Here is a 25486-nt window from a genome sequence, read left to right as displayed (position 1 = left end):
CTATGGAAGACGGAACTTCGATGTCCCTCGGTCACTGCGGGGATACCGACTACGACGTGCTGCAATGGGACCAGCGGGAGGACTGCGAGGTCAGGCAGATCCTCGACCGGATCGCCGACAAGTGGTCCCTTCAGGTGATCGCCCTGCTCGACCGGCGCAGCCTGCGCTTCACCGAGCTGCGCCGGATGATCGACGGCGTGAGCCAGCGCATGCTGACCAGGACGCTGCGCCACCTGGAGCGCGACGGCCTGGTCAGCCGTACCGTCCATGCCACGGTGCCGCCCCGCGTGGACTACGCGCTGACGCCCCTGGGCGGCACGCTGCACGCCACCATCCGCGCCCTGGTCACCTGGACCGAGGAGCACCAGAGCGAGATCGCCACGGCCCGCGCCGCCTACGACGTACGGGTGGCCACCGAGCAGGAGGAGGCGGCGGCGGAGGCCGCCGGGCGGGACGCGGTCGGCCGCCTGGTGCTCGCGGGCATGCGCTGACCCGCCCGGCGACCCGCCCTGGGCCCGGGGAGCCGGTCAGCCCCGGGCGGCGGCGAACTCGCGCAGCGTCACCGGACGGCGTCCGCCGACGTGCTCGATGTTCTCGGTGACGCGGTAGAGGGGATGGTCGTTCGAGCCGATGAAGCGGAAGATCGCCCACAGGTGGGTCAGGTGCTCGACGGCGTACGGGTCGCCGTACACGTCGTGCGCCCGCCGTTCCCACTCCTCGGGCGGCAGGTCCGCGTACGGCACCCCAAGGGCGTCGGCCGCCTCCCCGGCCGTCGCCATCTGGCCGGTCAGCAGGCACACCGGACCGGCCGGCGCAGGGTCCAGGAGGAGGCCCGCGCCCACCCGCGCCACGTCGGAGGCGGCGACGAGCGGGATCAGCGTGTCCGGCGGGCCGAGCGGGAGCGCCAGCTCGCCGTACGCGTCCGCCACGACGGCCAGGTTCTCGAAGAAGACCGCCGCGCGCAGGTGCACCGCGCCCACCCCGGCCCAGTCGAAGACCTGCTCCGACAGCCAATGGCGGCGCATGCGCGGTGTGCCGGCCTCTGGGGAGGCGTCGAGCTGGGAGACCTCGACCACCCGCTCGACCCCCTCCTCCCTGGCCGCCGCCGCGAACGCGCCCGTTGCGTCGAGCAGCCCGGCCGTCACCGGATAGGTGAAGTACGCCCGCCGGATCCCGCGCATCGCGGGCCGCACGTCCCTGATCTCGCGCAGGTCGCCGACGACGACGTCCGCGCCCAGCTTGCGCAGCTCCCCGGCGCGCTCGTCGTCGGCGTGCACGAAGGCGCGGACGGCCTGGTCGCGCCGCAGGAGCTGCTCCACGACCTGCCTGCCGGTGCCGCCCTGGGGGCCGCCCGCCGCGCCCTCGGTGCTGGGCTGGGAGACGGTCCGCGAGATCGAGTACGACCACATGCTGCGCGTCCTGCTCGGCGGCATGCGCAGGGCCGCCGAGGGCGGGCGGATCGCGGGCGGGAACGTGCCCGCTCGCGCGCAGCTCGTCTTCGGCTCGATCTGCGAGGGCGGCATGCTGCTGGCCCGTTCCGCCGACCCGGAGGCCGACCTGCCGCTGATCGCCGCCGAGCTGGACCGGCTCCTGGAGGCGCTCAGGCCGTCAGTGGGCGGGTGAATGCCGCGGCGCGTGCCCCGGCGCCGCCGGGGTGGTCATCGTGGTGGGGCCGGCCGAACCGGCGGGGGACTGGCTCGTGTTCGACTTCACGGGCACGATCACGCGCACGGCCCCCGCGTCGCGGAAGGTGAAGATCATGGGCACGGACGTGCCGCGTACGCCGGTGACCGTGCCGAGGGGCTGCTGGTTGGCGCCCACGGGCTGGTCGGGCCGGATGTCGGCGGCGGCGCCGGAGAGCTGCACCGTCCCGCCGCCGCCTTCGACGGTGATGTGCTGGAGCTGGTCGGGCTTGTCGCCGTCGTTGATCACCACGGCGTACAGGGTCTGCTCGGAGGCCGGCGAGGTGGGGGAGGTGGCCTGGCCCGGGGCGGCCTGGAGGTAGGCGTTGCGCACGTGCACGACGCCCTTGAGGTCGGCGTTCGCGCCGTCGTTCTGCGGCAGGTGCTGGCCCGTGTCGAACCCGATGTTCGTGCAGCCCGTGGCGGCCAGGGCCAGGATCGCGGCACAGCTGACGGCACGCTTCACGACGCCCTCCCCGTTCAGTACGTTACGTCACCGTTCCGTTACCCGGGATGATGGAGGCGAACCCTTGGCGAAACACCGATTTTCCTACCAGAAGTGTGGGAGAATGGAGCATGGGCTTGGACCGGACCCGCTCGCCGAGTGAGCGCGCCGAGACTCCGCTGACCGCCGCGATCATGGCGGGCCGCTGGATCCGTACCGCCGCCGTGGACGACGGCAGGGGCCGTCACTGGCGTGCCAACCCCGACGCCAGGGGCAGGTCGGCCGCCGCCCGCGCCGCCGCCTCCCTGTACGCGGGCGCCGCCGGCATCGTGCTGTTCTTCCTGGAGCTGGCCGCCGCGACCGGCCACGAGGCGTACCTGGACGACGCCCGCAAGGGCGCCCGCTACCTGGCCGCCACCTGGCGCGAACGCGCCGACCTGTCGCTCTACCACGGCCTGACCGGCACCCTCGTCGCGCTCATCGAGGCCGGCTGGGCCTTCGGCGACGGGCTCTTCGAGGAGGAGGCCGTCGCGGTGGCCGACACGATCGTGCGCGCCGCGCGCCCGCTCGACGGCGGCGTCGGCTGGACGCGCGAGCCGGCTCAGCGCGGCGACGGCGGGATCGTGCTGGGGCTGCTCCAGGCGGCCGCCGCGCTCGGCGTGCGCGGCTACGAGGAGACCGCGGTGGCGGCGGGCGAGCGTATCGCCGGGCTGGCCGTGCCCGGCCACCGCTTCGGCGACTGCGCCGACCTGCCCCTCGACGCCGTCACCCCGGGCTTCCTGTCCGGCACGGCGGGCACCGCGTTCCTCCTGGCCAGGCTCTACGGCGTCACGGGCGAACGGCGTTTCCTGGAGGCGGCCGGCCGCGGCGCCGGCGTGGTGTTCGCGGTGATCGCGGTGGCGGGCCGGTGCGCGGTCGTCCCGCACCACGTGCCGCAGGGGCGCGAACTGCACTACCTGGGCTTCTGTTCCGGCTCGGCGGGCGTGGCCCGCATGTTCTACGAGCTCTACCGGGTGACCGGCGACGCCGGGCACCTCGACTGGGCCGAACGGCTCGCGCACGGCATCGTCGAGAGCGGCGCGCCCCACCGGCAGACCGACGGCTTCTGGAACGTGGCCTGCCAGTGTTGCGGCGCGGCCGGGCTGCTCGAACTGTTCGTCGGCCTGTGGGCGGCGACCGGCGACGAGTCGCGGCTGGAGTACGCCCGCGTGCTCGCCGGTCACCTCATCGGGCGCGGCGACAACCACGACGGGCAGGGCTTCCGCTGGTACCAGGCGTACCGGCGGCTGCGTCCCGGCGAGGTGAGCGCGGACACCGGCTACATGGTCGGCGCGGCCGGCGTCGGGGCCGCCCTGCTCCACCTCGACGCGGCCATGCAGCCCCGGCAGGCGCGCCGGGTCATCCTGCTGCCCGACAACCCGTTCCCGGCGATCCCGGTGCCACCGGCCAAACTTCGCGATTCCGCACAATAGGTATTCCCTTTAAAACCAGTAGGGAATATTGACTTCCGGCTTCCGGCGGCTTAGCGTCGTTGACATGAGCCAGGGCACTCTCCTGACCAGGCGCCCGCACGTGGACTTCGGCCACGTCGCCAGCGCCCAGTGTCGTTGATCACGGACCAGCAGCAGCCCGCCTTCCTCTGAGCGCTCCAGCGTGGCCGACGCCGTCCACGCCTCCGCTGACGAACCCCCTTTCCGCGCTCCCGGCCGCGCCGCCGGGAGCCGCGTGAGCACGCCTTCTCTCCCGTGAGGAGCCTTCCCGTGATCGCAATCAGACCTGTCCGCCCGTCCAGAACGAAGGCGAGCGCATGACCGACACGCTGCCCGACCAGCAGTCCGTCGGCGCCGATGTGTTCCGCCAGGCGCTCGCCGTGCACGCCAGCGGGGTGGTGGTGATCACCGCGCAGAGCGACGGCATCCCGGTCGGACTCACCGCCACCTCGTTCTCCTCGGTCAGCCTCGAACCGCCCCTCGTCTCCTTCTACGTGGACCAGTCCTCGACCACCTGGCCGTGGTTGCGCGGCGCCGACCACTTCGCGGTCAACATCCTGGCCAGCGACCAGGCCGAGCTGGCGGCGCGGTTCGCGCGCAAGGGCGTCGACAGGTTCGCCGCGCCCACGAACTGGCGGGCGGGACCGCTGGGCGCGCCGCTGCTCGCGGACGTCTCGGCGCACCTGATCTGCCTGCCGTACGAGACCGTCGAGGTCGGTGACCACGTGCTGGTCGTCGGCCCGGCCGGCGAGGCGGCCACGCACAACACCGGCCGCCCGCTCCTCTATCACCAGGGCCGGTTCGGCCGCTTCCTACCCCACCAGGAGAACCTGTGACCGCCACCACCGGCACGCCGGTCTACGCCAGCCCTGTCGACCGCGTCGCCTACGGCCGCTACGGCCCCGGCCGCCTGCACCTGTCGGCCGGCTGGGACCGCCCGATCTACCCGTTCCAGAACCGCGTCACCGCCGACGGGACCAGCGGCTACCGCGCCGAACCCGGCCGCTACCACCTCTACGTCGCCTGGACCTGCCCGTACGCCCAGCGAGCCGTGATCGTCCGCAGGCTCAAGCGCCTGGAGGACGTGGTCTCGCTGTCGTACGTGGACGACGAGCGCGACGGCCGCGGCTGGGCCTTCAGGGAGCACAGGGGCCCGGACCCGGTCAACGGGTTCACCCTGCTGGAGCAGGCGTACGACGCCACCGAGCGGGGTTATCCGGGCCACGTCTCGGTGCCCGTGCTCTGGGACCGGGTACGAGGCGGGATCGTCAGCAACAACTTCCCCGACATCACGATCGACCTGGCCACCCAGTTCGAGAAGTGGGCCGACACCTCGGTCGACCTCTACCCCGAGCACCTGCGCGCCGAGATCGACAAGCTGAACGCGTGGATCTACCACGACGTCAACACCGGCGTCACCCGCGTGGCCCCGGCCGGCACGGTGGCCGCCCGCGAGGAGGAGCGCCACCGCGTCGTCTCGGCACTGGAACGCCTGGACGAACGCCTGGCCGAGCAGCGTTTCCTGACCGGCGACACGATCACCGAGGCGGACGTGCGGCTGTGGGTGACGCTGGTCAGGTTCGACGGGCTGCACAACCACGACCACCTCATCAGCGAGCGTGAGCTGCCCGACTTCGAGCACCTTTGGGGCTACGCCCGCGACCTCTACCAGCGCCCGGCCTTCGGCGAGAGCATCGAGGGCCTGCCCGGAGCCTGGAACACGCCGCACGGGCGGGGCCGGTGACGCGCAAGAAGCAGGTGCACCTCGCCGCGCACTTCCCCGGCGTGAACAACACCACCGTATGGGCCGATCCCCGGTCGGGCAGCCAGATCGACTTCGCCTCGTTCGTCCATCTCGCCCGGACGGCCGAGCGCGGCACGTTCGACTTCTTCTTCCTGGCCGAGGGGCTGCGGCTGCGTGAGCTCAAGGGCCGCATCCACGACCTGGACGTGGTGGGCAGGCCCGAGTCGCTGACCGTGCTCAGCGCCCTGGCCGCGGTCACAGAGCGGCTCGGGCTCGCGGGCACGGTCAACGCCACCTTCAACGAGCCGTACGAGCTGGCCAGGCGGCTGGCCGCGCTCGACCACCTGAGCGAGGGCCGGGCCGCCTGGAACGTGGTCACCACCTCCGACGCCTTCACCGGCGAGAACTTCCGCCGGGGCGGCTACCTGGACCGCGCCGACCGGTACGAGCGGGCCGCGGAGTTCGTGCGCCTGTCCCGCGAGTTGTGGGACTCCTGGCAGCCGGACGCCGTGCTCGCCGACCAGGGCGCGGGCCGGTTCCTGCGGGTGGGCGCGGTCGGCACGGTCAGCCACCGGGGCAGGCACTTCACCGTCGAGGGCCGGTTCACGTTGCCGCGCGGCCCGCAGGGGCACCCGGTGATCATCCAGGCCGGCGACTCGGACGACGGCCGCGAGTTCGCCGCCGCCAACGCCGACGTCATCTTCACCCCGCACGGCAGGCTGGAGGACGGCCGGCGTTTCTACGCCGACGTCAAGGGCCGCCTGGCGAGGTATGGCCGCGAACCCCACCAGCTCAAGATCATGCCCGGCGTGACGTTCGCGCTGGGCGACACCGAGGAGGAGGCCGCCGAGAACGCGGCCCGGATCCGGCGGCAGCAGGTCGGCCCGCAGACCGCGATCGCGTTCCTGGAGCAGGTGTGGGGGCGGGACATGTCGGGCTTCGACCCTGATGGACCGTTCCCCGACATCGAGCCGGACCTGTCGGAAGGCGTCTCCCAAGGACGGGTGCCGATCAAGGACCGGGCCGAGGTGGCGGCCAAATGGCGGGCGCTGGCCGGGGAGAAGGGCCTGAGCATCCGTGAGCTGGTCATCGAGGTGACCGGGCGGCAGACGTTCGTCGGCACGCCGGAGAGCGTGGCCCGGCAGATCGACGAGCACGTGCAGGCGGACGCGGCCGACGGGTTCATCCTCGTCCCGCACCTGACCCCCGGCGGGCTGGACGAGTTCGTGGACCGGGTGGTGCCCGTGCTGCGGGAACGCGGCGTCTTCCGCACCAAGTACACCGGGACCACCCTGCGCGACCACCTGGAGCTGTCATGACGCTGCATCTGGCCGTGGCGCTGGACGGCGCGGGCTGGCACCCCGCCGCCTGGCGCGAGGCCCCCGCCGCGGACCTGTTCTCGGCCCGCCACTGGGCGGCCCTGGACCTCGAGGCCGAGCGCGGGCTGCTCGACTTCGTCACCATCGAGGACGCCCTAGGACTTCAGTCCACCCTGCCCGACGGCCCCGACGACCGCGCCGACCAGGTACGCGGCCGGTTCGACGCGGTGCTGCTCGCGGCCCGGCTGGCGCCGCTCACCAGCCGGATCGGGCTGGTGCCGACGGCCACCACCACGCACACCGAGCCGTTCCACGTGGCCATCGGCATCGCCACGCTCGACCACGTCAGCGGCGGCCGGGCGGGCTGGCGGCCGCAGGTCTCGGCGCGGGCCGCCGAGGCGGCCCACTTCGGACGGCGCCGGTTCCCCCCGCTCGACCAGGTGCTGAACCGGCCCGGCGGCGTGGACCTGTCGGCCGACCCGCACGTACGTGCCCTGTTCGCCGAGGCGGCCGACGCGGTGGAGGTGGTCCGGCGGCTCTGGGACAGCTGGGAGGACGACGCCGAGATCAGGGACGTGGCCACCGGCCGGTTCATCGACCGGGACAAACTCCACTACATCGACTTCGAGGGCGGCTTCTTCTCGGTGAAGGGCCCGTCCATCACGCCCAGGTCGCCGCAGGGGCAGCCGGTGGTGACCGCGCTGGCGCACGCGCGGCTCCCGTACGAGTTCGCGGCGAGCAGCGCCGACGTCGTCTTCGTCACGCCGCACTCGGCCGAGCAGGCGCGGGCCGTCGTCGAGGAGGTCAGGGGCCTGTCCGGCGAGCTGAAGATCTTCGCCGACCTGGTCGTCTTCCTGGGCCCGGACGCGGCTCGGCGCAAGGCCCGGCTCGACGAGCTGGACGGGGCCGAACTGGCCTCCGACGCGGCGATCTTCACCGGGAGCGTGGAAGAGCTGGCCGGGCTGCTGCTGGAGTGGCGGCGGGCCGGGATCGAGGGGTTCCGGCTGCGGCCGGGGGCGGTGTCGTACGACCTGGAGCGGATCAGCCGGGAGCTGACGGCCGAGCTGCGCGGGCGCGGGGCATTCAGGAGCAGGTACGAAGCCGGGACGTTACGCGGGCTCCTCGGCCTGCCGCGCCCGGCGAGCAGGTACGCGGAGGTGTCATGAAATTTCTGGGCATCACATTGATTGTCCACAACGACGGCAGATCACCCACAGAACGCTTCCGCGAGGTCGTCGAGAACGCGGTGCTCTTCGAGGAACTGGGCTTCGACGGGTACGGGGTCGGCGAGCGGCACGAGCGCCCCTTCATCTCCTCCTCGCCCCCGGTCGTGCTCAGCAACATCGCGGCCAGGACGTCCAGGATCAGGTTGTTCACCGCGGTCACGACGCTGAGCCTGCTCGACCCGGTCCGCGCGTACGAGGACTACGCCACGCTCGACCACCTGTCGGGCGGCCGGCTCGAACTGATCGTCGGCAAGGGGAACGGCGCGGCGCAGGCCAAGCTCTTCCACGTCACCACCGAGGACCAGTGGGAGCGCAACCGCGAGTCGTACGAGCTGTTCCGCCGCCTGTGGCGGGAGGACAAGGTCACCTGGGAGGGCCGCTTCCGTCCCTCGCTGACCGACGCAGAGACCTGGCCGCGCCCGCTGCAACGCCCGATCAGGGTCTGGCACGGCAGCGCGACCAGCAAGGAGTCGGTCGACCTGGCCGCCCGCTACGGCGACCCCCTGTTCTCCGCCAACGTCACCAACCCCATCGAGCCGTACGCCGAGCTGATCGACCACTACCGCGAGCGCTGGGAGCACTACGGCCACGACCCCGCGGACGCCCTGGTCGGGGCCGGCACCGCGGGCTTCTACGCGGCCCGCACCTCGCAGGAGGCTCTCGCCGTCTACCGGCCGATCTACGAGGCCCGCCTGGAGACGTTCCGGCGGGTCGGCGTGGAGCCGGTCTTCCCCACGCTGGAGGACGCCGTCGAGCGCAGCTCGATCCTGGTCGGCAGCCCGCAGCAGATCATCGACAAGGTGCTGCGGTACCACAAGCGGTTCGGGCACGAGGTCATGCACTTGCAGGCCGACGCCGACGGCCTCACGCCGGGGCAGCACAGGGAGACGCTGGAGCTGTTCCAGGCCGAGATCGCGCCGGTGCTGCGCAAGGAGATCCCCAGCCGCCCGTTCCCGGGGAGCGCGTCATGAGCCTGTCCATCCTCGACCTGGCCCCCATCAGCTCGGGCGGCACCGCGGCCGACGCGCTGCGCAACACCATCGACCTCGCCCGCCGTGCGGAGGCGCTCGGCTACGGCCGCTACTGGCTGGCCGAGCACCACTTCGCCCGGGGTGTGGCCAGTTCGGCCCCCGCCGTGCTGATCGGCCTGGTGGCGGCGGCCACCACGACGATCAGGGTCGGCTCGGGAGCCGTGCAGCTCGGTCACCAGACACCGCTGTCGGTGGTCGAGCAGTTCGGGCTCATCGACGCGCTGTATCCGGGGCGGCTCGATCTGGGGATCGGGCGGTCCGGGCAGCGCAGGGCCGAACTGGCCCACGCCCGGCCTCCGGAACGGCAGGAGGCCAGGGTGGTGGACGGGCTGCTCATCCCGCCGCCGTTCGACTGGACGCGGCTCGCCCGGCATCCGCACCTGGCCTTCCAGGCCACCCTGCTCCAGCAGCCGGGAGCGGAGACACCCGACTTCGCCGACCAGATCGACGAGGTGCTGGCCCTGCTCAAGGGCACCCACGAGGCGCACGCCGTGCCCGGGGAGGGGGCCGACCTCCAGGTATGGATCCTCGGCAGCAGCGGCGGGCAGAGTGCCCAGGTCGCCGGGGAACGCGGGTTGCCGTTCGCGGCCAACTACCACGTCAGCCCGTCCAGCGTGCTGGAGGCGGTGGAGGCGTACCGGGAGGCGTTCAAGCCGTCGGACGAGCTGGCCGAGCCGTACGTGATCGTGTCGGCCGACGCGGTCGTCGCCGAGGACGAGGCCAGGGCGCGCGAGCTGGCCTCGCCGTACGGGTTGTGGGTGCGCAGCATCAGGACCGGGGCGGGCGCGATGCCGTACCCGACGCCGGAGGAGGCGGCCGCGCACGTCTGGTCCGACGCCGACCGGGAGCTGGTCCAGGACCGGATCGACACCCAGTTCGTCGGCACGCCGGAGACCGTGGCCGAACGGCTGCGTGTGTTGCGCCGGGTCACCGGGGCCGACGAGCTGCTGGTCACCACCATCACCCACGACCACACCGACCGCGTGCGCTCCTACGAGCTGCTCGCCGAAGCCTGGGAACGACCGTGAGGCGCCTGTCTCCCGTCCTGCTGGCGCTCACGCTGGCCGCGTGCGGCGCCCAGGGACCCGCCGAGCAGGCCCCCGGCACCACCCTGACCTGGGCGATCGAGACGCAGCCGATCACCCTCAACCCTCAGCAGTGGGCGCAGAACAAGGTCCGGCTGCTGGTGTTCAACCAGTTCGACGCGCTGCTCTCGCGGGCCGAGGACGGCACCTTCCACCCCTGGCTGGCCACCTCCTGGAAGGCGTCGGACGACGGCCTGACCTACACCCTCGACCTGCGGCGGGACGTGACCTTCCACGACGGGACGCGGTTCGACGCCGCCTCGGTGAAGGCCAACCTCGACCAGTTCCGCGTGCCCGGCTACAACCCGGCCGTCTCGGCGATCCAGTTACGGGCCTTCGACAGGGCCGAGGTGGTCTCGCCGTACACGGTCAAGATCACGCTCAAGGAGCCGGACGGGCTGTTCCTCGACTTCCTCGCCTCCCCGTACGCCGGGCAGATCTCGCCGGCCTCGCTCAAGCACGCCAAGGACCTCAAGTTCGGCGGCACGGACCTGGTCGGCACCGGGCCGTTCGTCCTCGACCGGTACGTGGCCGGCCAGGAGATCCGCTACCACCGCAACCCCGCCTACAAGTGGCCGCCCGCCGGGGCCGCGCACCAGGGCCCCGCCTACCTCTCCGAGATCACCTACCGGTTCCTGCCGGAGGCGGCGGTCCGGGTGGGCGCGCTCACGTCGGGCCAGGTGCAGGTCATCGAGGGCGTCCCGGCCACCGAGGTGGCCCTGATCCGGAAGGACCCCGATCTGGCCCTGCGGACCTCGCTCAACTCCGGCACCTCCTTCTCCTACTACTTCAACACCGGTCGTCCCCCCTTCGACGACCAGCGTGTACGCGAGGCGTTCCGCGAGGCCGTGGACGTGGACGCCGTCCTGAGGTCGGTCTACCAGGGCACCGCCACCAGGGCGTGGAGCGTCGTCGGCGAGCGCAGCCCGTTCTACGACGCCACGCTGGAGAACGCCTACGCCGGCGACCCGGCCAAGGCGAACGAGCTGCTCGACGCGGCCGGCTGGAGACAGCGCGACGCCGAGGGCTTCCGGGTCAAGGACGGCCGGCGGCTCACCGTGCGCACGGTCGCCTCGGCGCCGTTCGTCCGCGACCGCCGCGACATCCTCGCCCAGGCCATCCAGGCGCAGGTCAAGCAGAGCGCGGGCATCGACTTCCAGGTCAAGATCGTCGATCAGGGCAGCGCGCAGAAGGCCGTCGAGGAGAACGAGTACGAGATCTTCGAGAACTCGCGCGGCGACTCCGACGTCGGCGCGGCGCTCAACCTCATCCTGCCGGGCGAGGGCGCGATCAACCGCACCCACTTCGCCGACGGCCGGGTGGACCGGTGGCTCGCGCGGGCGTCGGCCACCTCCGACCAGGCCGTTCGGAAGAAGCTCTACGCCCAGGTCCAGCAGGCGGTGGTGCGGGAGAAGGCCGTCGTGTTCCCGCTCTACGTGCCGGCCGACCAGATCGCCGCGTGGAAGAGCGTCCAGGGGCTCGGCTTCGACCCCGCGTCCGGCACGCCCGCCGGGGCCTACGACGTACGGATCGGGACGTGATCAGACGGCTCGGGACCGGGCTCGCCGTCCTGTGGGCGGCGGCCACGGCCTCCTACCTCGCGCTGCTGCTCGCTCCCGGCGACACCGTGGACATCCTGATCGGCGACGGGGCCGACACGCCGGAGATCCGGGCGCGGATCGTCCAGGAATGGGGGCTCGACCGGCCGGAGATCGTCCAGTACCTGTCCTACCTGTGGCGGCTGGTGCACGGCGACCTCGGGCGTTCGTACCAGCTCCAGCTCGGGGTGGGCGAGGTCCTGGCCACGCAGATCCTGCCCACCGCGCAGCTCACGCTCGCGGCGGCCGGGATCGGCGTGGTGCTCGCCGGGGTGATCGCGATCGTCACCGCCGGGCGTGGGCCGCTGCTGCGCGGCGCCGGCTCGCTGGCCGAGCTGGTGTCGGTGTCGGTGCCGCCGTTCCTGATCGGGATCGTGTTGCTCTCGGTGTTCTCCTTCACGCTCGGCTGGTTCCCGGTCTCGGGGGCGACGGGGCCGATCGCGCTGGTGCTGCCCGCGTTCTCGCTGGGGTTGCCGATCGCGGGCGTGCTCGGCCAGGTGCTGCGCGGCGGGCTCGAACGGGCCCTGGAGCAGCCGTTCGCGGTCACCGTCAGGGCTCGCGGGCTGACCGAGCGCGCGCTGGTGGCCCGGCACGCCCTCAGGCACGCGCTGATCCCCGCCGTGACGCTGGCCGGATGGTTCACCGGCACGCTGCTCGGCGGGGCGGTGATCACCGAGGTGCTGTTCGGGCGTCCCGGGCTCGGGCGGGTCGCCATGGAGGCCGTCACGGGACGGGACATGCCGGTGGTGATGGCCGTGGTGCTGCTGTCCGCGGTCGCGTACGTGACCATCAGCACCCTGCTCGACCTGGCCTACCGCGTCATCGACCCGCGGACGAGGGGCTGAGCGGCGATGGGCGTGCCCGTTGTCGTGCTGCCGCGCCGCCGTCCGGCCCGTGCCGGGCTCCGGGTGGCCGTGCCGGTCCTGTTCCTCGCCGTGCTGGCGCTGGCCGTGCTGGCGCCCGAACTGCTCACCGGGGTCGACCCGCTGGCCGCCGACCTGCTCGGCGCGCTGTCCCCGCCGGGCGGCGCGCACCCGCTCGGCACCGACCATCTCGGCCGGGACGTGCTCTCCCGGGTCGTGCACGGCGCCCGGCACTCGATCAGCATCGGCGTCGGCGCCACCGTGCTCGCGGTCGTCGCCGGCGTGCTGCTCGGCCTGGCCGCCGGGTTGTCGCCGAAATGGCTGGACGAGGCCCTGGCCCGCTCGTTCGACGTGTTGTCCACGCTGCCCGAGCTGCTGCTCGCCCTGCTCGTCGTGGCGATCACCGGGCCGGGCACGGTCAACGTGATCTTCGCGATCGCCGTCGCGCAGATCCCCAACTACGCCCGGGTGATCCGCGCCCAGACGTTCGTGGTGCGCCACTCGGGCTACGTGGAGCAGGCGCGTACGTTCGGCCGCGGCCGCCTGGCGATCACGTTCGGGCACGTGCTGCCGAACGTGCTCGGGCCCATCCCCGTGCTGGCCACGATCGGGCTCGGCACGGCGGTCATCGCGGGCTCGGGGCTCAGTTTCCTCGGGATGGGGCCGCAGCCGCCCGCCGCCGAATGGGGGGCGATGCTCTCCGAGGGCCGCAACTACCTGCGTGTCGCCTGGTGGGAGGCGCTGTTCCCGGGCATCGCGATCACGCTGACCGTGGTCTGCCTGACCGTCGTGGGACGCCGGCTCCAGCGCCGCTTCGAAGGGAGAAGCTCATGACCGCCGTCCGGGGCGCGGACACCGCGCCCGCCGCACCACCCGGGCCCGCGTCCTCGGCCGCGCTCGTCGCCGTCGAGGGATTGCGGGTGAGCTTCGGCGGGGCCGAGGTCGTGCACGGGATCTCGTTGTCGGTCGCCGCCGGCGAGTGCGTGGCGATCGTGGGGGAGTCGGGGTCGGGCAAGAGCGTCACCGCGCGTACCCTGCTCGGGCTCACCGGGCCCGGCTCGGCCGTGTCGGCGTCCTCGTTCACGGTCGCCGGTCAGGACGCGCTCGCGTTCGGCGAGCGGGAGTGGCGGCGGCTGCGCGGCCGGTTCGCCGGGCTGGTGCTCCAGGACGCGCTCGTCTCGCTCGACCCGCTGCGCACCGTGGGCGCGGAGATCGCCGAGGTGCTGGCCACGCACGACGTCGTGCCCCGCGCCCGGCGCGCGGAACGGGTGCTCGACCTGCTGGCGGCGGCCGGTGTGCCCGAGCCCGCCCTGCGCGCCGGGCAGCGCCCGCACCAGCTCTCGGGCGGGCTGCGGCAGCGCGTGCTGATCGCCTCGGCCATCGCGGCCGACCCCCGGCTGATCATCGCCGACGAGCCCACCACGGCGCTCGACGTGACCGTGCAGGCCCAGATCCTGCGGCTGCTGGCCGAACGCAAGGCGGCCGGTACGGCGTTGCTGCTGATCAGCCACGACCTGGCCGTCGTGTCCTCGATCGCCGACCGCATCCTGGTCATGAAGGACGGCCTGGTCGTCGAGGAGGGCCGGACCCGGGACGTCCTGGGCGCGCCCGCGCACGAGTACACACGCGCGCTGCTGGCCGCCGTGCCCTCGGCCGCCTCCCGGGGCACCCGGCTCACCGGCGGCCCGCCGATCGCCGTACGCGAGCCGGACCCGTACGCGCGGGTGCTGGCCGGTACGGACCTCACCCGCTCGTACGGGCGGCGGGTCGTGGTGGACCACGTCTCCTTCACCCTGCACGAGGGCGAGACCCTGGGCGTGGTCGGCGAGTCCGGCTCGGGCAAGACCACGCTCGCCCGGCTGGCCCTGGCCCTGCTGGAGCCCGACGGCGGCCGGGTCAGCCTGCACGGACGCCCGTGGAGCGACCTGCCCGAGAGCCGCCGCCGCCCGCTGCGGCCGAGGATCCAGCTCGTCTCCCAGAACCCGCTGGACTCCTTCGACCCCCGCCACACCGTCGGCCGCCTGGTCGCCGAGCCGTTACGGCTGCCGCCCGGCGAGCGCCGGGCCCGCGTGCTCGACCTGCTGGCCCGCGTGGGCCTGCCCCCAGAGGCGGCCGGCCGCCGTCCCCGGGAGTTGTCGGGCGGGCAGCGCCAGCGCGTCGCCATCGCGCGGGCCCTGGGCCCGCGCCCGGACGTGCTGGTCTGCGACGAGCCGGTCTCCGCCCTCGACGTCTCGATCCAGGCGCAGGTGCTCGACCTGCTCGCCGACATCCAGGCCGAGGACGGTACGGCGATGTTGTTCATCTCACACGACCTGGGTGTCGTGCACCACGTCAGCGACCGCGTACTGGTCATGAAGGACGGCCAGGTCGTCGAGGAGGGCGAGGTCGGCGAGGTGTTCACCCGGCCGCGGCACGACTACACGAGGGCCCTGGTGGCTTCGGTCCCACGATTGCTGTAGCCTTTTCCTACTTTTTAGGTATGTTTTGTCTGAAAGGCAGTACCCCCATGTCCTCATCCAACTTGCGCACCGCAGCCGTCATGCTCGCCGTCGTGGGGCTCCTCGGCGCCTGTGGCGGTCAAGGGGGTGCTGCCGGCGCGGCCCCGACCAGTGGTCAGCCGGTCTACGGCGGCACGCTGACCTACCTGGAGCACCAGCCGCCCACCTGCCTCTACCTGCCGGCCGCCGGCTTCTATCCCAACGGCGGCATCCTCAACCAGATCACCGACAAGCTGACCTGGCAGAACCCGCAGACGCTGGAGATCGAGCCGTGGATCGCCACCAAGTGGGAGGTGAACGAGGACGCCACCGAGTACACCTTCCACCTGCGCCAGGGCGTGACCTTCAGCGACGGCAGCCCGCTCGACGCCGCCACCGTCGCGGACAACTTCGACGTCTACGGCCTCGGCGACACCGCGCTGAAGCTGCCCGTCGCCGAGTTCGTCAACAACTACGAGCGCAGCGAGGTCGTCGACCCGCTGACCGTGAAGTTCCACTTCAAGAAGCCCTCGCCCGGGTTCCTCCAGGGCACCTCGGTCATCGGGGCGGGGCTGGTGTCGAAGAAGACGATCTCGCTGCCGTACGAGCAGCAGTGCCAGCTCAAGAACATCGTCGGCTCGGGGCCCTTCACGCTGAAGAACCAGGTCGTCGACAAGGAGATCGACCTGGCCGCGCGCAAGGACTACAACTGGGCGCCGCCGTCCTCCAAGCACCAGGGGCGGGCGTACCTGGACGAGATCAAGATCATCGTCACGCCTGAGGACAACGTGCGGGTCGGTGCGCTGACGTCCGGTCAGGCCGACTTCGTACGCTACGTCCAGGCGTACGACGAGAAGACCGTCAAGGACGCCGGCTTCCAGATCTACGCCGAGCCGACCAGGGGTGTGAACAACGGCCTGTACCTGCGGCCGTCCAACAGCATCCTGAAGGACCTCGACGTGCGCAAGGCGCTCCAGGCGGGCACCGACGTCAAGGAGGTCGTCGACACCCTGTTCACCGCGAGCTACCCGCGCGCCACCTCGGTGCTCAGCCACCTCGCCCAGGGGTACGCCGACCTGTCGAAGGACCTGGTCTACGACCCCGCCAAGGCGAACGCCCTGCTCGACAAGGCAGGCTGGGCCAAGGGCGCCGACGGCGTCCGGGAGAAGGGCGGCGCCAAGCTGCGGCTCGGGGTCTTCGTCGCCGGCCCGCAGCCGCTGTCCAAGCAGACGCTCGAACTCGTCGGCCAGCAGTGGGCCAAGCTCGGCGTGCAACTGGAGATCCGTCCCGCCGACGCCGGCACCCAGGCCGTCGACATCAAGGACGCCGAGAAGACCGGCGTCGCCCACAGCATGGTCGGCCGCGCCGACCAGGACGTGATCAAGAGCCACTTCCACAGCCAGAACCGCGACGTCATCCTCTCCAAGGACAAGAAGCTGGACAGCCTGCTGGAGGAGGAGTCCGCCGAGCCCGACAACGCCAAGCGCAACGCCAAGGTCGGCGAGATCCAGCGGTACGTGATCGACCAGGGCTACGCCATCCCCCTGTTCGAGGAGCCCCAGGTGTACGGCGGCGCGCCGTACGTCCAGGGTGTGGCCTTCGAGGCGGTCGCCCGCCCGTGGTTCTACTCGACCTGGAAGACCCAGCAATGACCAGGTACGTCCTGACGAGGGCCGGGCAGGCGGTGCTCGTGTTGTGGGCCGCCTTCACGGCGAGCTACGCGCTGCTGCAACTGCTGCCCGGCGACTCGATCCTGATCAAGTTCCAGAACCCGGAGCTCGGCCTGTCGCCGCAGCAGATCGCCGAGATCCGGGCGTACTACAGCGGCGGCTCGCCCGTCGCCGAGTACTTCCGCACCCTGTCCGGCTTCCTGACCGGCGGCTTCGGCTACTCGATCGACACCGGCGCCCCGGTGGTCGAGCGGCTGGGCGAGGCGTTGCCCGAGACGGCCCGGCTGGCCTCGGCGGCGTTCGTCCTGGCGGTGCTGCTCGCCGTGGTCATCGCATTCGTGGCGAGCTACAGCAGGACGTCGTGGCTGCGCGGGGCCCTGCTGTCGGTGCCGTCGTTGTTCATCTCGGTCCCGGCGTTCTGGCTGGGGATCCTGCTGATCCAGGTGTTCTCGTTCCGGCTGCGGCTGGTGCCGGTCATCGGGGGAAGTGAGCTGCAACAGCTCGTCCTGCCCGTGCTGACGCTGGCCGTGCCGATCTCCGCACCCATCGCGCAGGTGCTGGCGCGTGGCATCGACCAGGTGTACGCGCAGCCGTTCGTGCCGGTGATCGCGGCCAAGGGCGCGACCCGCTGGTGGATCCTGTGGCGGCACGTGGCCCGCAACGCCGTGCTGCCGACGCTGACCGTGGCGGGCCTGACGTTCGGCGAGCTGATCGCGGGCTCGGTCGTGACGGAGACGGTCTTCGGCCGCAACGGCGTCGGGCGGCTCACCGAGCAGGCCGTGACCGCGCAGGACACGCCGGTGATGCTGGCCGTCGTGGTGCTCGCCGCGGCGGTGTTCGTCCTGGTCAACTTGGTGGTGGACGTGTTGTTCCCGGTGCTCGACCCGCGCCTGAAGGCGGCGTCGTGAGGGCCGGCCTGATCCTGTCCTGGACGGTGATCGCCGTGGTGCTGCTGTGGGCGGTCGTCCCCGGCCTGTTCACCGGCTACGACCCGATCGCCGGCGTACCGGTCGAGAAGTTGCGGGCGCCGAGCGGGCAGCACCTGTTCGGCACCGACGCCGTCGGGCGCGACGTGTTCGCGCGGGTGGTGTACGGAGCCGTGCACTCGCTGTCGGGGGCGTTCGTCGCCGTCGCGGTCGGCCTGCTGCTCGGCACGCTGCTCGGGCTGCTGGCCGGGTCGGCGGGCGGGGTGCTGGACGCCGCCGTCATGCGGGTCGTGGACGTGCTGCTGTCGGTCCCCGGGCTGCTCCTGGCCCTGGTCGTGATCATCCTGCTCGGCCCCGGCACGGTGAACGTGGCCGTCGCGGTCGGCATCGGCTCGGTCGCCGCGTTCGCCCGGCTGTCGCGGGCCGAGGTCGTGCGGGTGCGCCGTACGGACTACGTCGAGGCCGCCTTCGGCAGCGGCGGGCGTTTCCCCGCCGTGTTGTGGCGGCACGTGCTGCCCAACTCCCTCGGTCCGGTCATCGCGCTGGCCGCGCTCCAGTTCGGCGTGGCCATCCTGGCCATCTCGACGCTCGGCTTCCTCGGCTACGGCGCCGAGCCGCCCACGCCCGAGTGGGGCCTGCTCATCGCCGAGGGCCGCAACTACCTGGCCACCTCGTGGTGGCTGACCACGCTGCCCGGGGCCGTGGTGGTCGCGGTCGTGCTCGCCGCCGGCCGGATCAGCCGCTCGATCGCCAAGGAGTCCTCGTGAGCCTGCTCGACGTCCGCGACCTCGCGGTCTCCTACGACGGCCGCCCGGCGGTCCGGGGCGTCTCCTTCACCGTCGAGCCGGGCGAGGTCGTCGCCGTCGTGGGCGAGTCGGGGTCCGGCAAGACCACGACCGCGCACTCGATCATCGGCCTGCTGCCGCGCAACGCCTCCCTCGACGGCGGCCGCGTCCTGCTGGGGGAGAACGACCTGGCCACCTGGTCGCCGCGGCGGATGGAGTCCGTACGCGGGGCGCAGATCGGGCTGGTCCCGCAGGATCCGTCCAACTCGCTCGACCCGGTCAAGACGGTCGGGGCGCAGATCGCCGAGGTGCTGCGCATCCACAAGCGCGGCGACCGGGCGGCCATGCGACGCCGAGTCGTCGAGCTGCTCACCCGCGTCGGCCTGCCCGACCCCGAGACGCGGGCCCGCCAGTACCCGCACGAGCTGTCCGGCGGCATGCGGCAGCGCGTGCTGATCGCCATCGCCGTCGCCCTCGAACCCCGGCTGATCATCGCCGACGAGCCCACCAGCGCCCTGGACGTCACCGTGCAGCGGCGCATCCTGGACCTCATCGACGACCTGCGCGCCGAGTTCGGCACGGCCGTGCTGCTGGTGACCCACGACCTCGGCGTGGCCGCGAGCCGCTCGGACCGGCTGGTCGTCATGAAGGACGGCCGCGTCGAGGAGCAGGGCCCGACCAGGGAGATCCTGGCGGCGCCCGCCGCGGCCTACACCGGGCGGCTGCTGCGCGACGCCCCCGCGCTGTCGGCGCGTCCCTTCCGCGAGCCGGTGGCGGCCGAGCCCGCGATCGTGGTGCGCGACCTGGTCAAGGAGTTCCGGTCCGGGCCGCGGGCCTTCAGGGCCGTGGACGGCGTCTCGTTCGAGGTGCCGCGCGGCACCACGCACGCGCTCGTGGGGGAGTCGGGCTCCGGCAAGACCACCACCGCGCGCATGGTCGTACGCTTCGCCGAGCCCACCTCGGGAACGGTCACCGTCGCCGGGGCGCCCGAGGGCCGCGGTTTCCGCCGCCACGTCCAGCTCGTGCACCAGAACCCGTACGGGTCGCTGGACCCCCGGCAGGCGGTCGCCGACATCGTGGAGGAGCCGTTGCGCAACTTCCGGTTCGGCGACCGGGCCGCCCGCCGGGCCCGCGCGCGGGAGCTCCTGGACCGGGTGGCGCTGCCCGAGGACGTGTCGTCCCGCAGGCCGCGCGAGTTGTCGGGCGGGCAGCGGCAGCGGGTGGCGATCGCCCGCGCGCTGGCCGCCGGGCCGGAGGTGCTCGTGCTCGACGAGGCCGTCTCGGCGCTCGACGTCACGGTCCAGGCGCAGATCCTCGAGCTGCTCGAACAGCTCCAGCGTGACCTCGGCCTGACCTACCTCTTCATCTCGCACGACCTGGCGGTGGTGCGGCAGATCTCGCACACCGTCTCCGTCATGAACAAAGGACGCATCGTGGAATCAGGATCCACCCGGCGGGTCTTCACCGACCCGGCCGACGACTACACCCGCGAGCTGCTCGCCGCCATCCCGGAGCCGGTCCGATGAGGCTCGGCTTCTTCACCCGGGTCCTGGACGAGGCGCCCCCGGCGGAGCGCTACCGGCTGGCCGCCGAGCAGATCGCGCACGCGGAGTCGTTCGGGTTCGACACCGCCTGGGTGGCGCAGCACCACTTCGACGGCGCGGAGGGCGGGCTGCCCGCGCCGCTGGTCTTCCTCGCCCACGTGGCGGCCAGGACCAGCCGCATCCGCCTCGGCACCGGCATCATCACGCTGCCCCTCGAGCACCCGGTACGGGTGGCCGAGGACACCGCCGTGCTCGACCTGCTCACCGGCGGGCGGCTGGAGGTCGGCGTCGGCAGCGGCGGCACGCCGTCGTCGTTCGGGCCGTTCGGGCACGACAGCGCGGACCGCGCCGCCCTGTACGCCGAGCACCTGTCGGTGCTGGTCAGGGCCTGGTCGGGCGAGGATCTGGGCGGCGGCAGCCGGCTCTACCCGCCCGCGCCCCGGCTGCTCGGCGCGATCTGGGAGGCGACGTTCTCGGCCTCCGGGGGAGCACGCGCGGGCCGGGCGGGCAACGGGCTCATGTTGTCGCGCACGCAGCCGCGGCCGGCCGACGACCCGCAGGCGACGCTGGCCGATCTCCAGCGGCCGATCGTGGACGCCTACCACGAGAACCTGCCCGAGGGCGCCGTCCCGCGCATCGTGGCCTCGCGGACCGCGTTCGTGGCCGACAGTCGCGCCGAGGCGCTCCGCGTGGCCGAGCTGGGCCTCGGCCGCGGCCGGCTGCCGTGGGAGCTGCCCGCCGACGACCTCGACAGCCGCATCGCCGCCTTCGACGTGCACGTGGGCACCCCGCAGGACGTCATCGACAGCCTGTGCGCCGACCCGACCCTCGAACGGGCCACCGACCTGGTCTTCCAGGTGCACTCGGTGGACCCGCCGCATCCGCTCGTCCTGCGTTCCATCGAGTTGCTGGCGACCGAGGTCGCGCCCGCGCTCGGCTGGCTCCCCTCCACCGAAATGAGCTCGACATGATCAACGACGTCATCGACCATCTGGCCGGGATAAGACCGGGCTCCCGCCTGGACAAGCTGCGCGACCTGCGGCCGGCCGCGCGCGAGCACGCCCAGCGCGGCTTCGACGCGCTGTTCACGCCCGACGAGGAGGGCGAGGTCACCCTCGTCGAACGCGACGCCGTCGCGGCCTTCGTGGCCGGACTCCATCGCGACGCCGTCGTCGCCGGCTTCTACGCCGACCGGCTCGCCGACCTGGCCCCCGGCCTGCTCAAGGCCGTCGAGGCCGAGATCGAGGCGGGCGCCACCGCGGGCCCGTACGGGGTCTATCCCGCGCCGCTGGCCGCCGAGAGCGACGAGGGCCTGCGTTACCAGGTGCGCGAACCCGGCAATCTGGGCGTCCGGCTCACGGCCGCGTTCGAGCACGCGCACCTGCTGGTCTTCCGGCCGCGCGAGGCGAGCGGGCAGGCATTGGAGGCGCTGGCCGCGGCGGGCTGGGGCCCCACGGGCGTGGTGACGTTGTCGCAGCTCGTCGCCTTCCTCGCCTTCCAGGTACGCGTGGTCGGCGGGCTCCGGCTGCTGAACGCGGAGGTCGCGGCATGACGACCGGATTCACCCAGGAACAGCTCGGCTGGAAGCCCTGGCTGCCGCCGCTCGCGCCGGAGGAGCTGACCGAGGCCCACTACGAGGCGCTGGTCGACCGGGCACGGGCGTCGTCGCCGTACTTCCTGCTGCTGGCCCGCGACCCCGAGATCCTGCACGCGCGTACAAAGACCGACAACGACATCTTCTACAACGCCGACGGCGGCCTGCCGCGCGCCGAGCGCGAGCTGGCCGCGACCGCCACCTCGCGGCGTAACGGCTGCGTGTTCTGCGCGTCGGTGCACGCCCGCTTCGCCGCGCACCACTCCAAGCGCCACGAGGACGTGCAGCGGCTGCTCGACGACGGGGTGGACGCGCCACAGGAAGGCCGCTGGCGGGCCGTCATCGACGCCTCGGTCGCGCTCGCCGCGACGCCCGTCGAGTTCGGGCCCGAGCACATCGCGGCGCTGCGCGCGGCCGGGCTCGACGACCTGGCGATCAGCGACACCATCCACGCCGCCGCCTTCTTCAACTGGGCGAACCGGCTCATGCTCTCACTCGGAGAACCGGAGGACCACCGATGACCGACCGTCACCTCGACCACCTCGTCTACGCCGTTCCCGACCTGCTCGCGGGGGTCGAGGACTTCGCCGCGCGCACCGGGGTACGGCCCGTCGCGGGCGGCAGCCACCCCGGCGGCACCGCCAACTACCTGGTGCGCTTCGGGCCCACCGAGTACCTGGAGATCATCGGGCCGGACCCGGAGGCCGGGGTGCGGCCGCGCGCGTTCGGGCTGGAGACGCTGACCGAGCCGCGCCTGGCCGCCTGGGCCGTGCATCCCGAGGACATCGACAAGACCGTGGAGCTGGCCCGCCGCGGCGGCTACGACCCCGGCGACGTGCAGCCGCTGTCCCGGCGTACGCCGTCGGGGGAGCTGCTGGAGTGGCGGCTCACCCGGCGCGAGGACCCGGCGGCGGTCCGGCCCGTGCCCTTCCTCATCGACTGGGGCACGACCACCCACCCGGCCGCCACGGACCTCCCGCAGGTCGGCCTGGTCTCCTTCGCCGCCGTCCATCCCGACCCCGAGGCGCTGCGGCGCGACCTGGCCGCGCTCGGCGTGACGCGCGACGTCTCCGAGGGGCCCGAGGCCCGTCTGCGGGCCGTGATCGACACGCCGCTCGGCCACGTGACCCTGAGCTGAACCCTTCGAGAGAGAAAGACCCATGAGCACCCTTCGCGAGTACCTGGCGCACAAGCGCGCCGCCCTGCTGGCCCGCCGCGAGGCCCCGTCGAACGGCCCGGTGCCGCTGCACGCCCACGTGACGGCCGAGGGCCGCAGCGGGATCCGGCGGATCAGGATCAGGGACTTCCAGATCATCAGCGACAGCGGCCCCGACTTCGCCGGCTACGACCTCGGCCCCGGCTCGCCGGAGCTGCAGGCCGGCGTGCTGGGAAGCTGTGTCACCCACATCTTCCTGATCAAGGCGGCCGAGCTGGAGGTGCCGATCGACTCCCTGGAGGTGGACGTACGCGCCGAGTACGACCCGAGGGCCCAGCTCCCGGGCGACCAGGGCGTCCCGGTCCACCCGCACAACTTCGCCTACGAGGTGCAGATCGCCTCGCCCGCCTCCGACGAGGACCTGGCCAGGCTGCACGCCGAGGTCGAGCGGGTGTGCCCGATCCTCAACCTGATCCGCAACCCGCAGGAGATCAGCGGCTCGATCGTGCGGGTGGCGGACCCCGCCGGGCTGCCCGTCGCGTAGCCGGACGGCCCCGCCCCCCGAAGGCGGGGCCGGCCGTCAGCCGGCCGTGAAGCCGGAGAACAGGGCCAGGGCCAGGGCCAGCGCGACGACCACGTTGACCACTGTCGCGGTGGCGAACACGACGACCGGCCGCCACCCGGCCTCCCGCAGCGCCGAGACCCGGAACTCCAGCCCGATGCTGACGAACGCCAGGATCAGGAACCAGGTCCGCAGGTCGTTGGCGACCCCGATGACCGCCTTGCCCTCGGCGGCCGGGACGGTCGTGAGCCACCAGGTCGCGATCACCGACGCGGCCACGAACCCGAGCACGAACTTCGGGAAACGCCGCCACAACTCGATCAGGCCGGGCCGTTCGGCGTCGGCCCGGCGCTCGACGCGGAAGGCGAACCAGGCGGTCAGCACGACCACGACGACGCCGATGAGCGCGTTCTGGGTGACCTTGACGATCGTGGCGATGGCCAGGGCGTCCTCGCCCGCGATCGTGCCCGCCGCCGTGACGGCGGCGGTGGTGTCGATGTTGCCGCCGATCCAGGCCCCCGCGACCTCGGGCGAGAGCCCGAACAGCGAGGCGAGCGCGGGCAGGATGAAGATCGACGGCAGCGCGAACGCGATCACCAGGCTCGCGCTGTAGGCGAGCTGCTCCTTCCTGGCCTGTACGGCCCCCGCCGCCGCGATGGCGGCGCTGACCCCGCAGATCGACACGGCCGACGACAGCAGCGCGCGCAGCCGGTCGTCCAGCCCGAGCCGGCCGCCGAGCCACCAGGTGAACAGGAACACCGCGCTGATCAGCACGATCGCCTGGAGCACGGCCGGCCCGGCGGCGGTCACGATGACCTTGAGGTTGATGGACGCGCCGAGCAGGACCAGCCCGGTCTTGATGAAGAACTCCGTGCGGAACCCGCCGGCCAGCCGGTCCCGCAGGCCGGTGGCGGTGAGCAGCGCGTTGCCGAGCAGTCCGGCGGCGATCGCGTAGACCGGGAACTCGACGGCCTTGGCCAGGCCGGAGTCCGGGAACCAGCCCGGGACGCCCTTCTCCAGGAAACGCGTGGCGGCGGCCAGCACGAGGACGACCAGGACGCCGAGCGCCGTCTTCTGCCAGGTGAGGCGGTCCCTGGTGGCGGTTCCGGCGCTCATCAGGGCACCAGCCCGACGGGGACGACGCCGGTGAGGACGAGGACGAGCAGGATCAGGCCGACGGCCGTGGCGGCCCAGTCCTCGCTGATCGCGACGCGGCTCTCGCGTGCGGTGGGGGAATCGTCGGTGCTCATGTACGTGCCTTTCGTGGGGGGTGGAACGTGCGGGCGGGGCCCAGCCAACCCCGCCCGCACGGTTGACGCCGATCGCGTGCACCGGCCACGGCGACGTTCGCGGCCGGGGCGGCCGGGGCGAGGGTCAGGCGGCGATCGGCGAGTAGGCGGCGGCGTCCCCGGACAGCACGGTGCTGGCGCGGCCGTCCACGCCCACCGGGACGTCCCCGGCGATCGTGACGCGGTGCAGGCGGCGGGGACGGTCGCCGAAGTCGTGCACCACGCGGTGCTGGGTGGCCCGGTTGTCCCAGATCGCCACGTCACCGGGCGACCAGCGCCAGCGCACGGTGTTCTCCACCTCGGTGACGTGCTCCTGGACCAGCCGGATGACCGAGCCGGACGTGAGCGCGGACAGCCCGCTCAGGCGCTTGGCGAAGTCGCCGAGCAGGATCGAGCGTTCCCCGGTCTCCGGGTGCACGCGCACCACCGGGTGCTCGGTCTCGAACAGCGTGGAGGTGAACACCTCGGCGTGCTCGCGGGCCCGCTCGTCAACGGTGGCCGCGCGGACGTAGTCGTACTGGTTGGTGTGGACGGCGCGCAGCCGGTCGAGCAGGTCGCGCAGCTCGACGGGCAGATGTTCGTACGCGCTGACGGTGTTGGCCCACAACGTGTCGCCGCCGGCCTCCGGCACGATGACCGCCCGCAACACCGAGGCCAGCGGCGGCCGGTCCACGAAGGTCACGTCGGTGTGCCAGCGGTCGACCTTGTGGCCGTTGCTGTAGTCGAGGTCGAGGATGTGGGCGTTGCCGTGCAGCGCGGGGACGGTCGGGTGGGCGGCGGTCGGCTCGCCGAGCAGCCGGGCGAAGCCCACCTGGCCCTGCTCGTCGAGGTGGTCCTGACCGCGCAGAAAGATCACTTTGTGGGTGAGCAGGGCTTGGCGGAGTTCGGCGACGACGTCGGGGTGCAGGTCGCCGCCGAGCCGCACGCCGGTGATCTCGGCGCCTATACGGCCGGCGACGGGGGTGATGGTCAGGGATGGCATGGTGTCCTTCCTTCCGTA

The 25486-nt window shown here is 72.6% G+C and carries 27 protein-coding genes; 22 read left to right on the top strand and 5 right to left on the bottom strand.

Annotated elements, in window-relative coordinates; genetic code table 11:
• Positions 1 to 2: 2 nt before the first annotated feature.
• Positions 3 to 491, top strand: a complete 489-nt coding sequence (locus DMB42_RS08065; RefSeq protein WP_125632147.1) for a helix-turn-helix domain-containing protein — start codon at positions 3 to 5, stop codon at positions 489 to 491.
• A gap of 36 nt (positions 492 to 527) precedes the next feature.
• Here the strand turns inward: DMB42_RS08065 and DMB42_RS08060 are convergent, their stop codons facing one another.
• A complete protein-coding gene (locus DMB42_RS08060) occupies positions 528 to 1409 on the bottom strand; it encodes an NAD(P)H-binding protein (protein ID WP_185844518.1) in 882 nt (293 codons plus the stop codon).
• Here DMB42_RS08060 and DMB42_RS53025 point away from each other — a divergent pair.
• On the top strand, positions 1408 to 1623 hold the full coding sequence (locus DMB42_RS53025) for a hypothetical protein (protein WP_185844517.1): 216 nt from the start codon (positions 1408 to 1410) through the stop codon (positions 1621 to 1623). The two genes, DMB42_RS08060 and DMB42_RS53025, sit on opposite strands and share 2 nt — an antisense overlap.
• On the opposite strand, the gene DMB42_RS08055 is transcribed toward DMB42_RS53025, so the two are convergent.
• Positions 1609 to 2148, bottom strand: a complete 540-nt coding sequence (locus DMB42_RS08055) for a hypothetical protein (RefSeq protein ID WP_125632143.1) — start codon at positions 2146 to 2148, stop codon at positions 1609 to 1611. The genes DMB42_RS53025 and DMB42_RS08055 overlap by 15 nt on opposite strands.
• A 110-nt stretch (positions 2149 to 2258) precedes the next feature.
• On the opposite strand from DMB42_RS08055, the gene DMB42_RS08050 reads away from it, so the two are divergent.
• The 20 genes from DMB42_RS08050 (at position 2259) to DMB42_RS07955 (ending at position 23179) form a co-directional block, all read left to right on the top strand.
• Positions 2259 to 3599 carry a lanthionine synthetase LanC family protein gene (locus tag DMB42_RS08050; RefSeq protein ID WP_125632141.1) on the top strand — a complete coding sequence of 447 codons (1341 nt, stop codon included), beginning with the start codon at positions 2259 to 2261 and terminating at the stop codon, positions 3597 to 3599.
• A gap of 335 nt (positions 3600 to 3934) precedes the next feature.
• Positions 3935 to 4453 carry a flavin reductase family protein gene (locus DMB42_RS08045; protein ID WP_125632139.1) on the top strand — a complete coding sequence of 173 codons (519 nt, stop codon included), beginning with the start codon at positions 3935 to 3937 and terminating at the stop codon, positions 4451 to 4453.
• Positions 4450 to 5361 (top strand): glutathione S-transferase C-terminal domain-containing protein, encoded by a 912-nt coding sequence (locus tag DMB42_RS08040; protein WP_125632137.1) that lies wholly within the window; start codon positions 4450 to 4452, stop codon positions 5359 to 5361. Before DMB42_RS08045 ends, DMB42_RS08040 begins: the two co-directional genes overlap by 4 nt.
• Positions 5358 to 6680 (top strand): NtaA/DmoA family FMN-dependent monooxygenase, encoded by a 1323-nt coding sequence (locus tag DMB42_RS08035; RefSeq protein WP_125632136.1) that lies wholly within the window; start codon positions 5358 to 5360, stop codon positions 6678 to 6680. Before DMB42_RS08040 ends, DMB42_RS08035 begins: the two co-directional genes overlap by 4 nt.
• Complete coding sequence (locus tag DMB42_RS08030; RefSeq protein ID WP_125632135.1) at positions 6677 to 7846, top strand: LLM class flavin-dependent oxidoreductase; 1170 nt, start codon at positions 6677 to 6679, stop codon at positions 7844 to 7846. The genes DMB42_RS08035 and DMB42_RS08030 overlap by 4 nt, the downstream gene beginning before the upstream one ends.
• On the top strand, positions 7843 to 8877 hold the full coding sequence (locus DMB42_RS08025; RefSeq protein ID WP_125632134.1) for an LLM class flavin-dependent oxidoreductase: 1035 nt from the start codon (positions 7843 to 7845) through the stop codon (positions 8875 to 8877). The genes DMB42_RS08030 and DMB42_RS08025 overlap by 4 nt, the downstream gene beginning before the upstream one ends.
• Positions 8874 to 9965: an LLM class flavin-dependent oxidoreductase gene (locus DMB42_RS08020; protein ID WP_125632133.1), complete on the top strand. Its 1092-nt coding sequence runs from the start codon at positions 8874 to 8876 to the stop codon at positions 9963 to 9965. Before DMB42_RS08025 ends, DMB42_RS08020 begins: the two co-directional genes overlap by 4 nt.
• A complete protein-coding gene (locus DMB42_RS08015) occupies positions 9962 to 11563 on the top strand; it encodes an ABC transporter substrate-binding protein (RefSeq protein WP_125632132.1) in 1602 nt (533 codons plus the stop codon). Before DMB42_RS08020 ends, DMB42_RS08015 begins: the two co-directional genes overlap by 4 nt.
• Positions 11560 to 12465 carry an ABC transporter permease gene (locus tag DMB42_RS08010; RefSeq protein WP_125632131.1) on the top strand — a complete coding sequence of 302 codons (906 nt, stop codon included), beginning with the start codon at positions 11560 to 11562 and terminating at the stop codon, positions 12463 to 12465. The genes DMB42_RS08015 and DMB42_RS08010 overlap by 4 nt, the downstream gene beginning before the upstream one ends.
• Before the next feature lie 6 nt (positions 12466 to 12471).
• A complete protein-coding gene (locus tag DMB42_RS08005; RefSeq protein WP_125632130.1) occupies positions 12472 to 13317 on the top strand; it encodes an ABC transporter permease in 846 nt (281 codons plus the stop codon).
• The gene (locus DMB42_RS08000; RefSeq protein WP_125632129.1) at positions 13314 to 14942 is read left to right on the top strand and encodes an ABC transporter ATP-binding protein; all 1629 of its coding nucleotides are present in this window, start codon (positions 13314 to 13316) and stop codon (positions 14940 to 14942) included. The genes DMB42_RS08005 and DMB42_RS08000 overlap by 4 nt, the downstream gene beginning before the upstream one ends.
• A gap of 47 nt (positions 14943 to 14989) precedes the next feature.
• A complete protein-coding gene (locus DMB42_RS07995) occupies positions 14990 to 16612 on the top strand; it encodes a TIGR04028 family ABC transporter substrate-binding protein (protein ID WP_221762047.1) in 1623 nt (540 codons plus the stop codon).
• Entirely contained in the window at positions 16609 to 17538 is a 930-nt protein-coding gene (locus tag DMB42_RS07990; protein ID WP_125632128.1) for an ABC transporter permease, read from the top strand. Before DMB42_RS07995 ends, DMB42_RS07990 begins: the two co-directional genes overlap by 4 nt.
• Positions 17535 to 18323, top strand: a complete 789-nt coding sequence (locus tag DMB42_RS07985) for an ABC transporter permease (RefSeq protein ID WP_125632127.1) — start codon at positions 17535 to 17537, stop codon at positions 18321 to 18323. Before DMB42_RS07990 ends, DMB42_RS07985 begins: the two co-directional genes overlap by 4 nt.
• Complete coding sequence (locus tag DMB42_RS07980) at positions 18320 to 19867, top strand: ABC transporter ATP-binding protein (RefSeq protein WP_125632126.1); 1548 nt, start codon at positions 18320 to 18322, stop codon at positions 19865 to 19867. Before DMB42_RS07985 ends, DMB42_RS07980 begins: the two co-directional genes overlap by 4 nt.
• A complete protein-coding gene (locus tag DMB42_RS07975; protein ID WP_125632124.1) occupies positions 19864 to 20856 on the top strand; it encodes a putative FMN-dependent luciferase-like monooxygenase in 993 nt (330 codons plus the stop codon). Before DMB42_RS07980 ends, DMB42_RS07975 begins: the two co-directional genes overlap by 4 nt.
• On the top strand, positions 20853 to 21437 hold the full coding sequence (locus DMB42_RS54825) for a CMD domain protein (RefSeq protein ID WP_125632122.1): 585 nt from the start codon (positions 20853 to 20855) through the stop codon (positions 21435 to 21437). Before DMB42_RS07975 ends, DMB42_RS54825 begins: the two co-directional genes overlap by 4 nt.
• Positions 21434 to 22000, top strand: a complete 567-nt coding sequence (locus DMB42_RS54820; protein ID WP_125632120.1) for an alkylhydroperoxidase domain protein — start codon at positions 21434 to 21436, stop codon at positions 21998 to 22000. Before DMB42_RS54825 ends, DMB42_RS54820 begins: the two co-directional genes overlap by 4 nt.
• Positions 21997 to 22617, top strand: coding sequence for a VOC family protein (locus DMB42_RS07960; protein ID WP_125632118.1), 621 nt, complete (start codon positions 21997 to 21999; stop codon positions 22615 to 22617). The genes DMB42_RS54820 and DMB42_RS07960 overlap by 4 nt, the downstream gene beginning before the upstream one ends.
• A 22-nt stretch (positions 22618 to 22639) precedes the next feature.
• Entirely contained in the window at positions 22640 to 23179 is a 540-nt protein-coding gene (locus tag DMB42_RS07955) for an OsmC family protein (RefSeq protein WP_125632116.1), read from the top strand.
• Positions 23180 to 23215: 36 nt separating this feature from the next.
• Here the strand turns inward: DMB42_RS07955 and DMB42_RS07950 are convergent, their stop codons facing one another.
• The 3 genes from DMB42_RS07950 to DMB42_RS07945 all read right to left on the bottom strand — a co-directional run bounded on the left by DMB42_RS07950 (position 23216) and on the right by DMB42_RS07945 (position 25468).
• Positions 23216 to 24313, bottom strand: coding sequence for a YeiH family protein (locus tag DMB42_RS07950; RefSeq protein WP_125632114.1), 1098 nt, complete (start codon positions 24311 to 24313; stop codon positions 23216 to 23218).
• A complete protein-coding gene (locus DMB42_RS54815) occupies positions 24313 to 24447 on the bottom strand; it encodes a hypothetical protein (protein ID WP_260477554.1) in 135 nt (44 codons plus the stop codon). Before DMB42_RS54815 ends, DMB42_RS07950 begins: the two co-directional genes overlap by 1 nt.
• A 124-nt stretch (positions 24448 to 24571) precedes the next feature.
• The gene (locus DMB42_RS07945; RefSeq protein WP_125632112.1) at positions 24572 to 25468 is read right to left on the bottom strand and encodes a TauD/TfdA family dioxygenase; all 897 of its coding nucleotides are present in this window, start codon (positions 25466 to 25468) and stop codon (positions 24572 to 24574) included.
• Positions 25469 to 25486: the final 18 nt, after the last annotated feature.

The sequence above is a fragment of the Nonomuraea sp. WAC 01424 genome, assembly GCF_003947315.1.
GTDB lineage: Bacteria > Actinomycetota > Actinomycetes > Streptosporangiales > Streptosporangiaceae > Nonomuraea > Nonomuraea spiralis.
Note: the sequence above shows the minus strand (reverse complement) of the source record. Positions and strands in the feature narration are given on the sequence as shown.

Excerpts from the sequence above, each read along its gene's own strand:
- DMB42_RS08065 (WP_125632147.1), top strand. The coding sequence starts at position 3 with ATGGAAGACGGAACTTCGATGTCCCTCGGTCACTGCGGGGATACCGAC.
- DMB42_RS53025 (WP_185844517.1), top strand. The coding sequence starts at position 1,408 with ATGCTGCGCGTCCTGCTCGGCGGCATGCGCAGGGCCGCCGAGGGCGGG.
- DMB42_RS08060 (WP_185844518.1), bottom strand. The coding sequence starts at position 1,409 with ATGTGGTCGTACTCGATCTCGCGGACCGTCTCCCAGCCCAGCACCGAG.
- DMB42_RS08050 (WP_125632141.1), top strand. The coding sequence starts at position 2,259 with ATGGGCTTGGACCGGACCCGCTCGCCGAGTGAGCGCGCCGAGACTCCG.
- DMB42_RS08045 (WP_125632139.1), top strand. The coding sequence starts at position 3,935 with ATGACCGACACGCTGCCCGACCAGCAGTCCGTCGGCGCCGATGTGTTC.
- DMB42_RS08030 (WP_125632135.1), top strand. The coding sequence starts at position 6,677 with ATGACGCTGCATCTGGCCGTGGCGCTGGACGGCGCGGGCTGGCACCCC.
- DMB42_RS08025 (WP_125632134.1), top strand. The coding sequence starts at position 7,843 with ATGAAATTTCTGGGCATCACATTGATTGTCCACAACGACGGCAGATCA.
- DMB42_RS08020 (WP_125632133.1), top strand. The coding sequence starts at position 8,874 with ATGAGCCTGTCCATCCTCGACCTGGCCCCCATCAGCTCGGGCGGCACC.
- DMB42_RS08005 (WP_125632130.1), top strand. The coding sequence starts at position 12,472 with ATGGGCGTGCCCGTTGTCGTGCTGCCGCGCCGCCGTCCGGCCCGTGCC.
- DMB42_RS08000 (WP_125632129.1), top strand. The coding sequence starts at position 13,314 with ATGACCGCCGTCCGGGGCGCGGACACCGCGCCCGCCGCACCACCCGGG.
- DMB42_RS07995 (WP_221762047.1), top strand. The coding sequence starts at position 14,990 with ATGTCCTCATCCAACTTGCGCACCGCAGCCGTCATGCTCGCCGTCGTG.
- DMB42_RS07990 (WP_125632128.1), top strand. The coding sequence starts at position 16,609 with ATGACCAGGTACGTCCTGACGAGGGCCGGGCAGGCGGTGCTCGTGTTG.
- DMB42_RS07975 (WP_125632124.1), top strand. The coding sequence starts at position 19,864 with ATGAGGCTCGGCTTCTTCACCCGGGTCCTGGACGAGGCGCCCCCGGCG.
- DMB42_RS54825 (WP_125632122.1), top strand. The coding sequence starts at position 20,853 with ATGATCAACGACGTCATCGACCATCTGGCCGGGATAAGACCGGGCTCC.
- DMB42_RS54820 (WP_125632120.1), top strand. The coding sequence starts at position 21,434 with ATGACGACCGGATTCACCCAGGAACAGCTCGGCTGGAAGCCCTGGCTG.
- DMB42_RS07960 (WP_125632118.1), top strand. The coding sequence starts at position 21,997 with ATGACCGACCGTCACCTCGACCACCTCGTCTACGCCGTTCCCGACCTG.
- DMB42_RS07955 (WP_125632116.1), top strand. The coding sequence starts at position 22,640 with ATGAGCACCCTTCGCGAGTACCTGGCGCACAAGCGCGCCGCCCTGCTG.
- DMB42_RS07950 (WP_125632114.1), bottom strand. The coding sequence starts at position 24,313 with ATGAGCGCCGGAACCGCCACCAGGGACCGCCTCACCTGGCAGAAGACG.
- DMB42_RS54815 (WP_260477554.1), bottom strand. The coding sequence starts at position 24,447 with ATGAGCACCGACGATTCCCCCACCGCACGCGAGAGCCGCGTCGCGATC.
- DMB42_RS07945 (WP_125632112.1), bottom strand. The coding sequence starts at position 25,468 with ATGCCATCCCTGACCATCACCCCCGTCGCCGGCCGTATAGGCGCCGAG.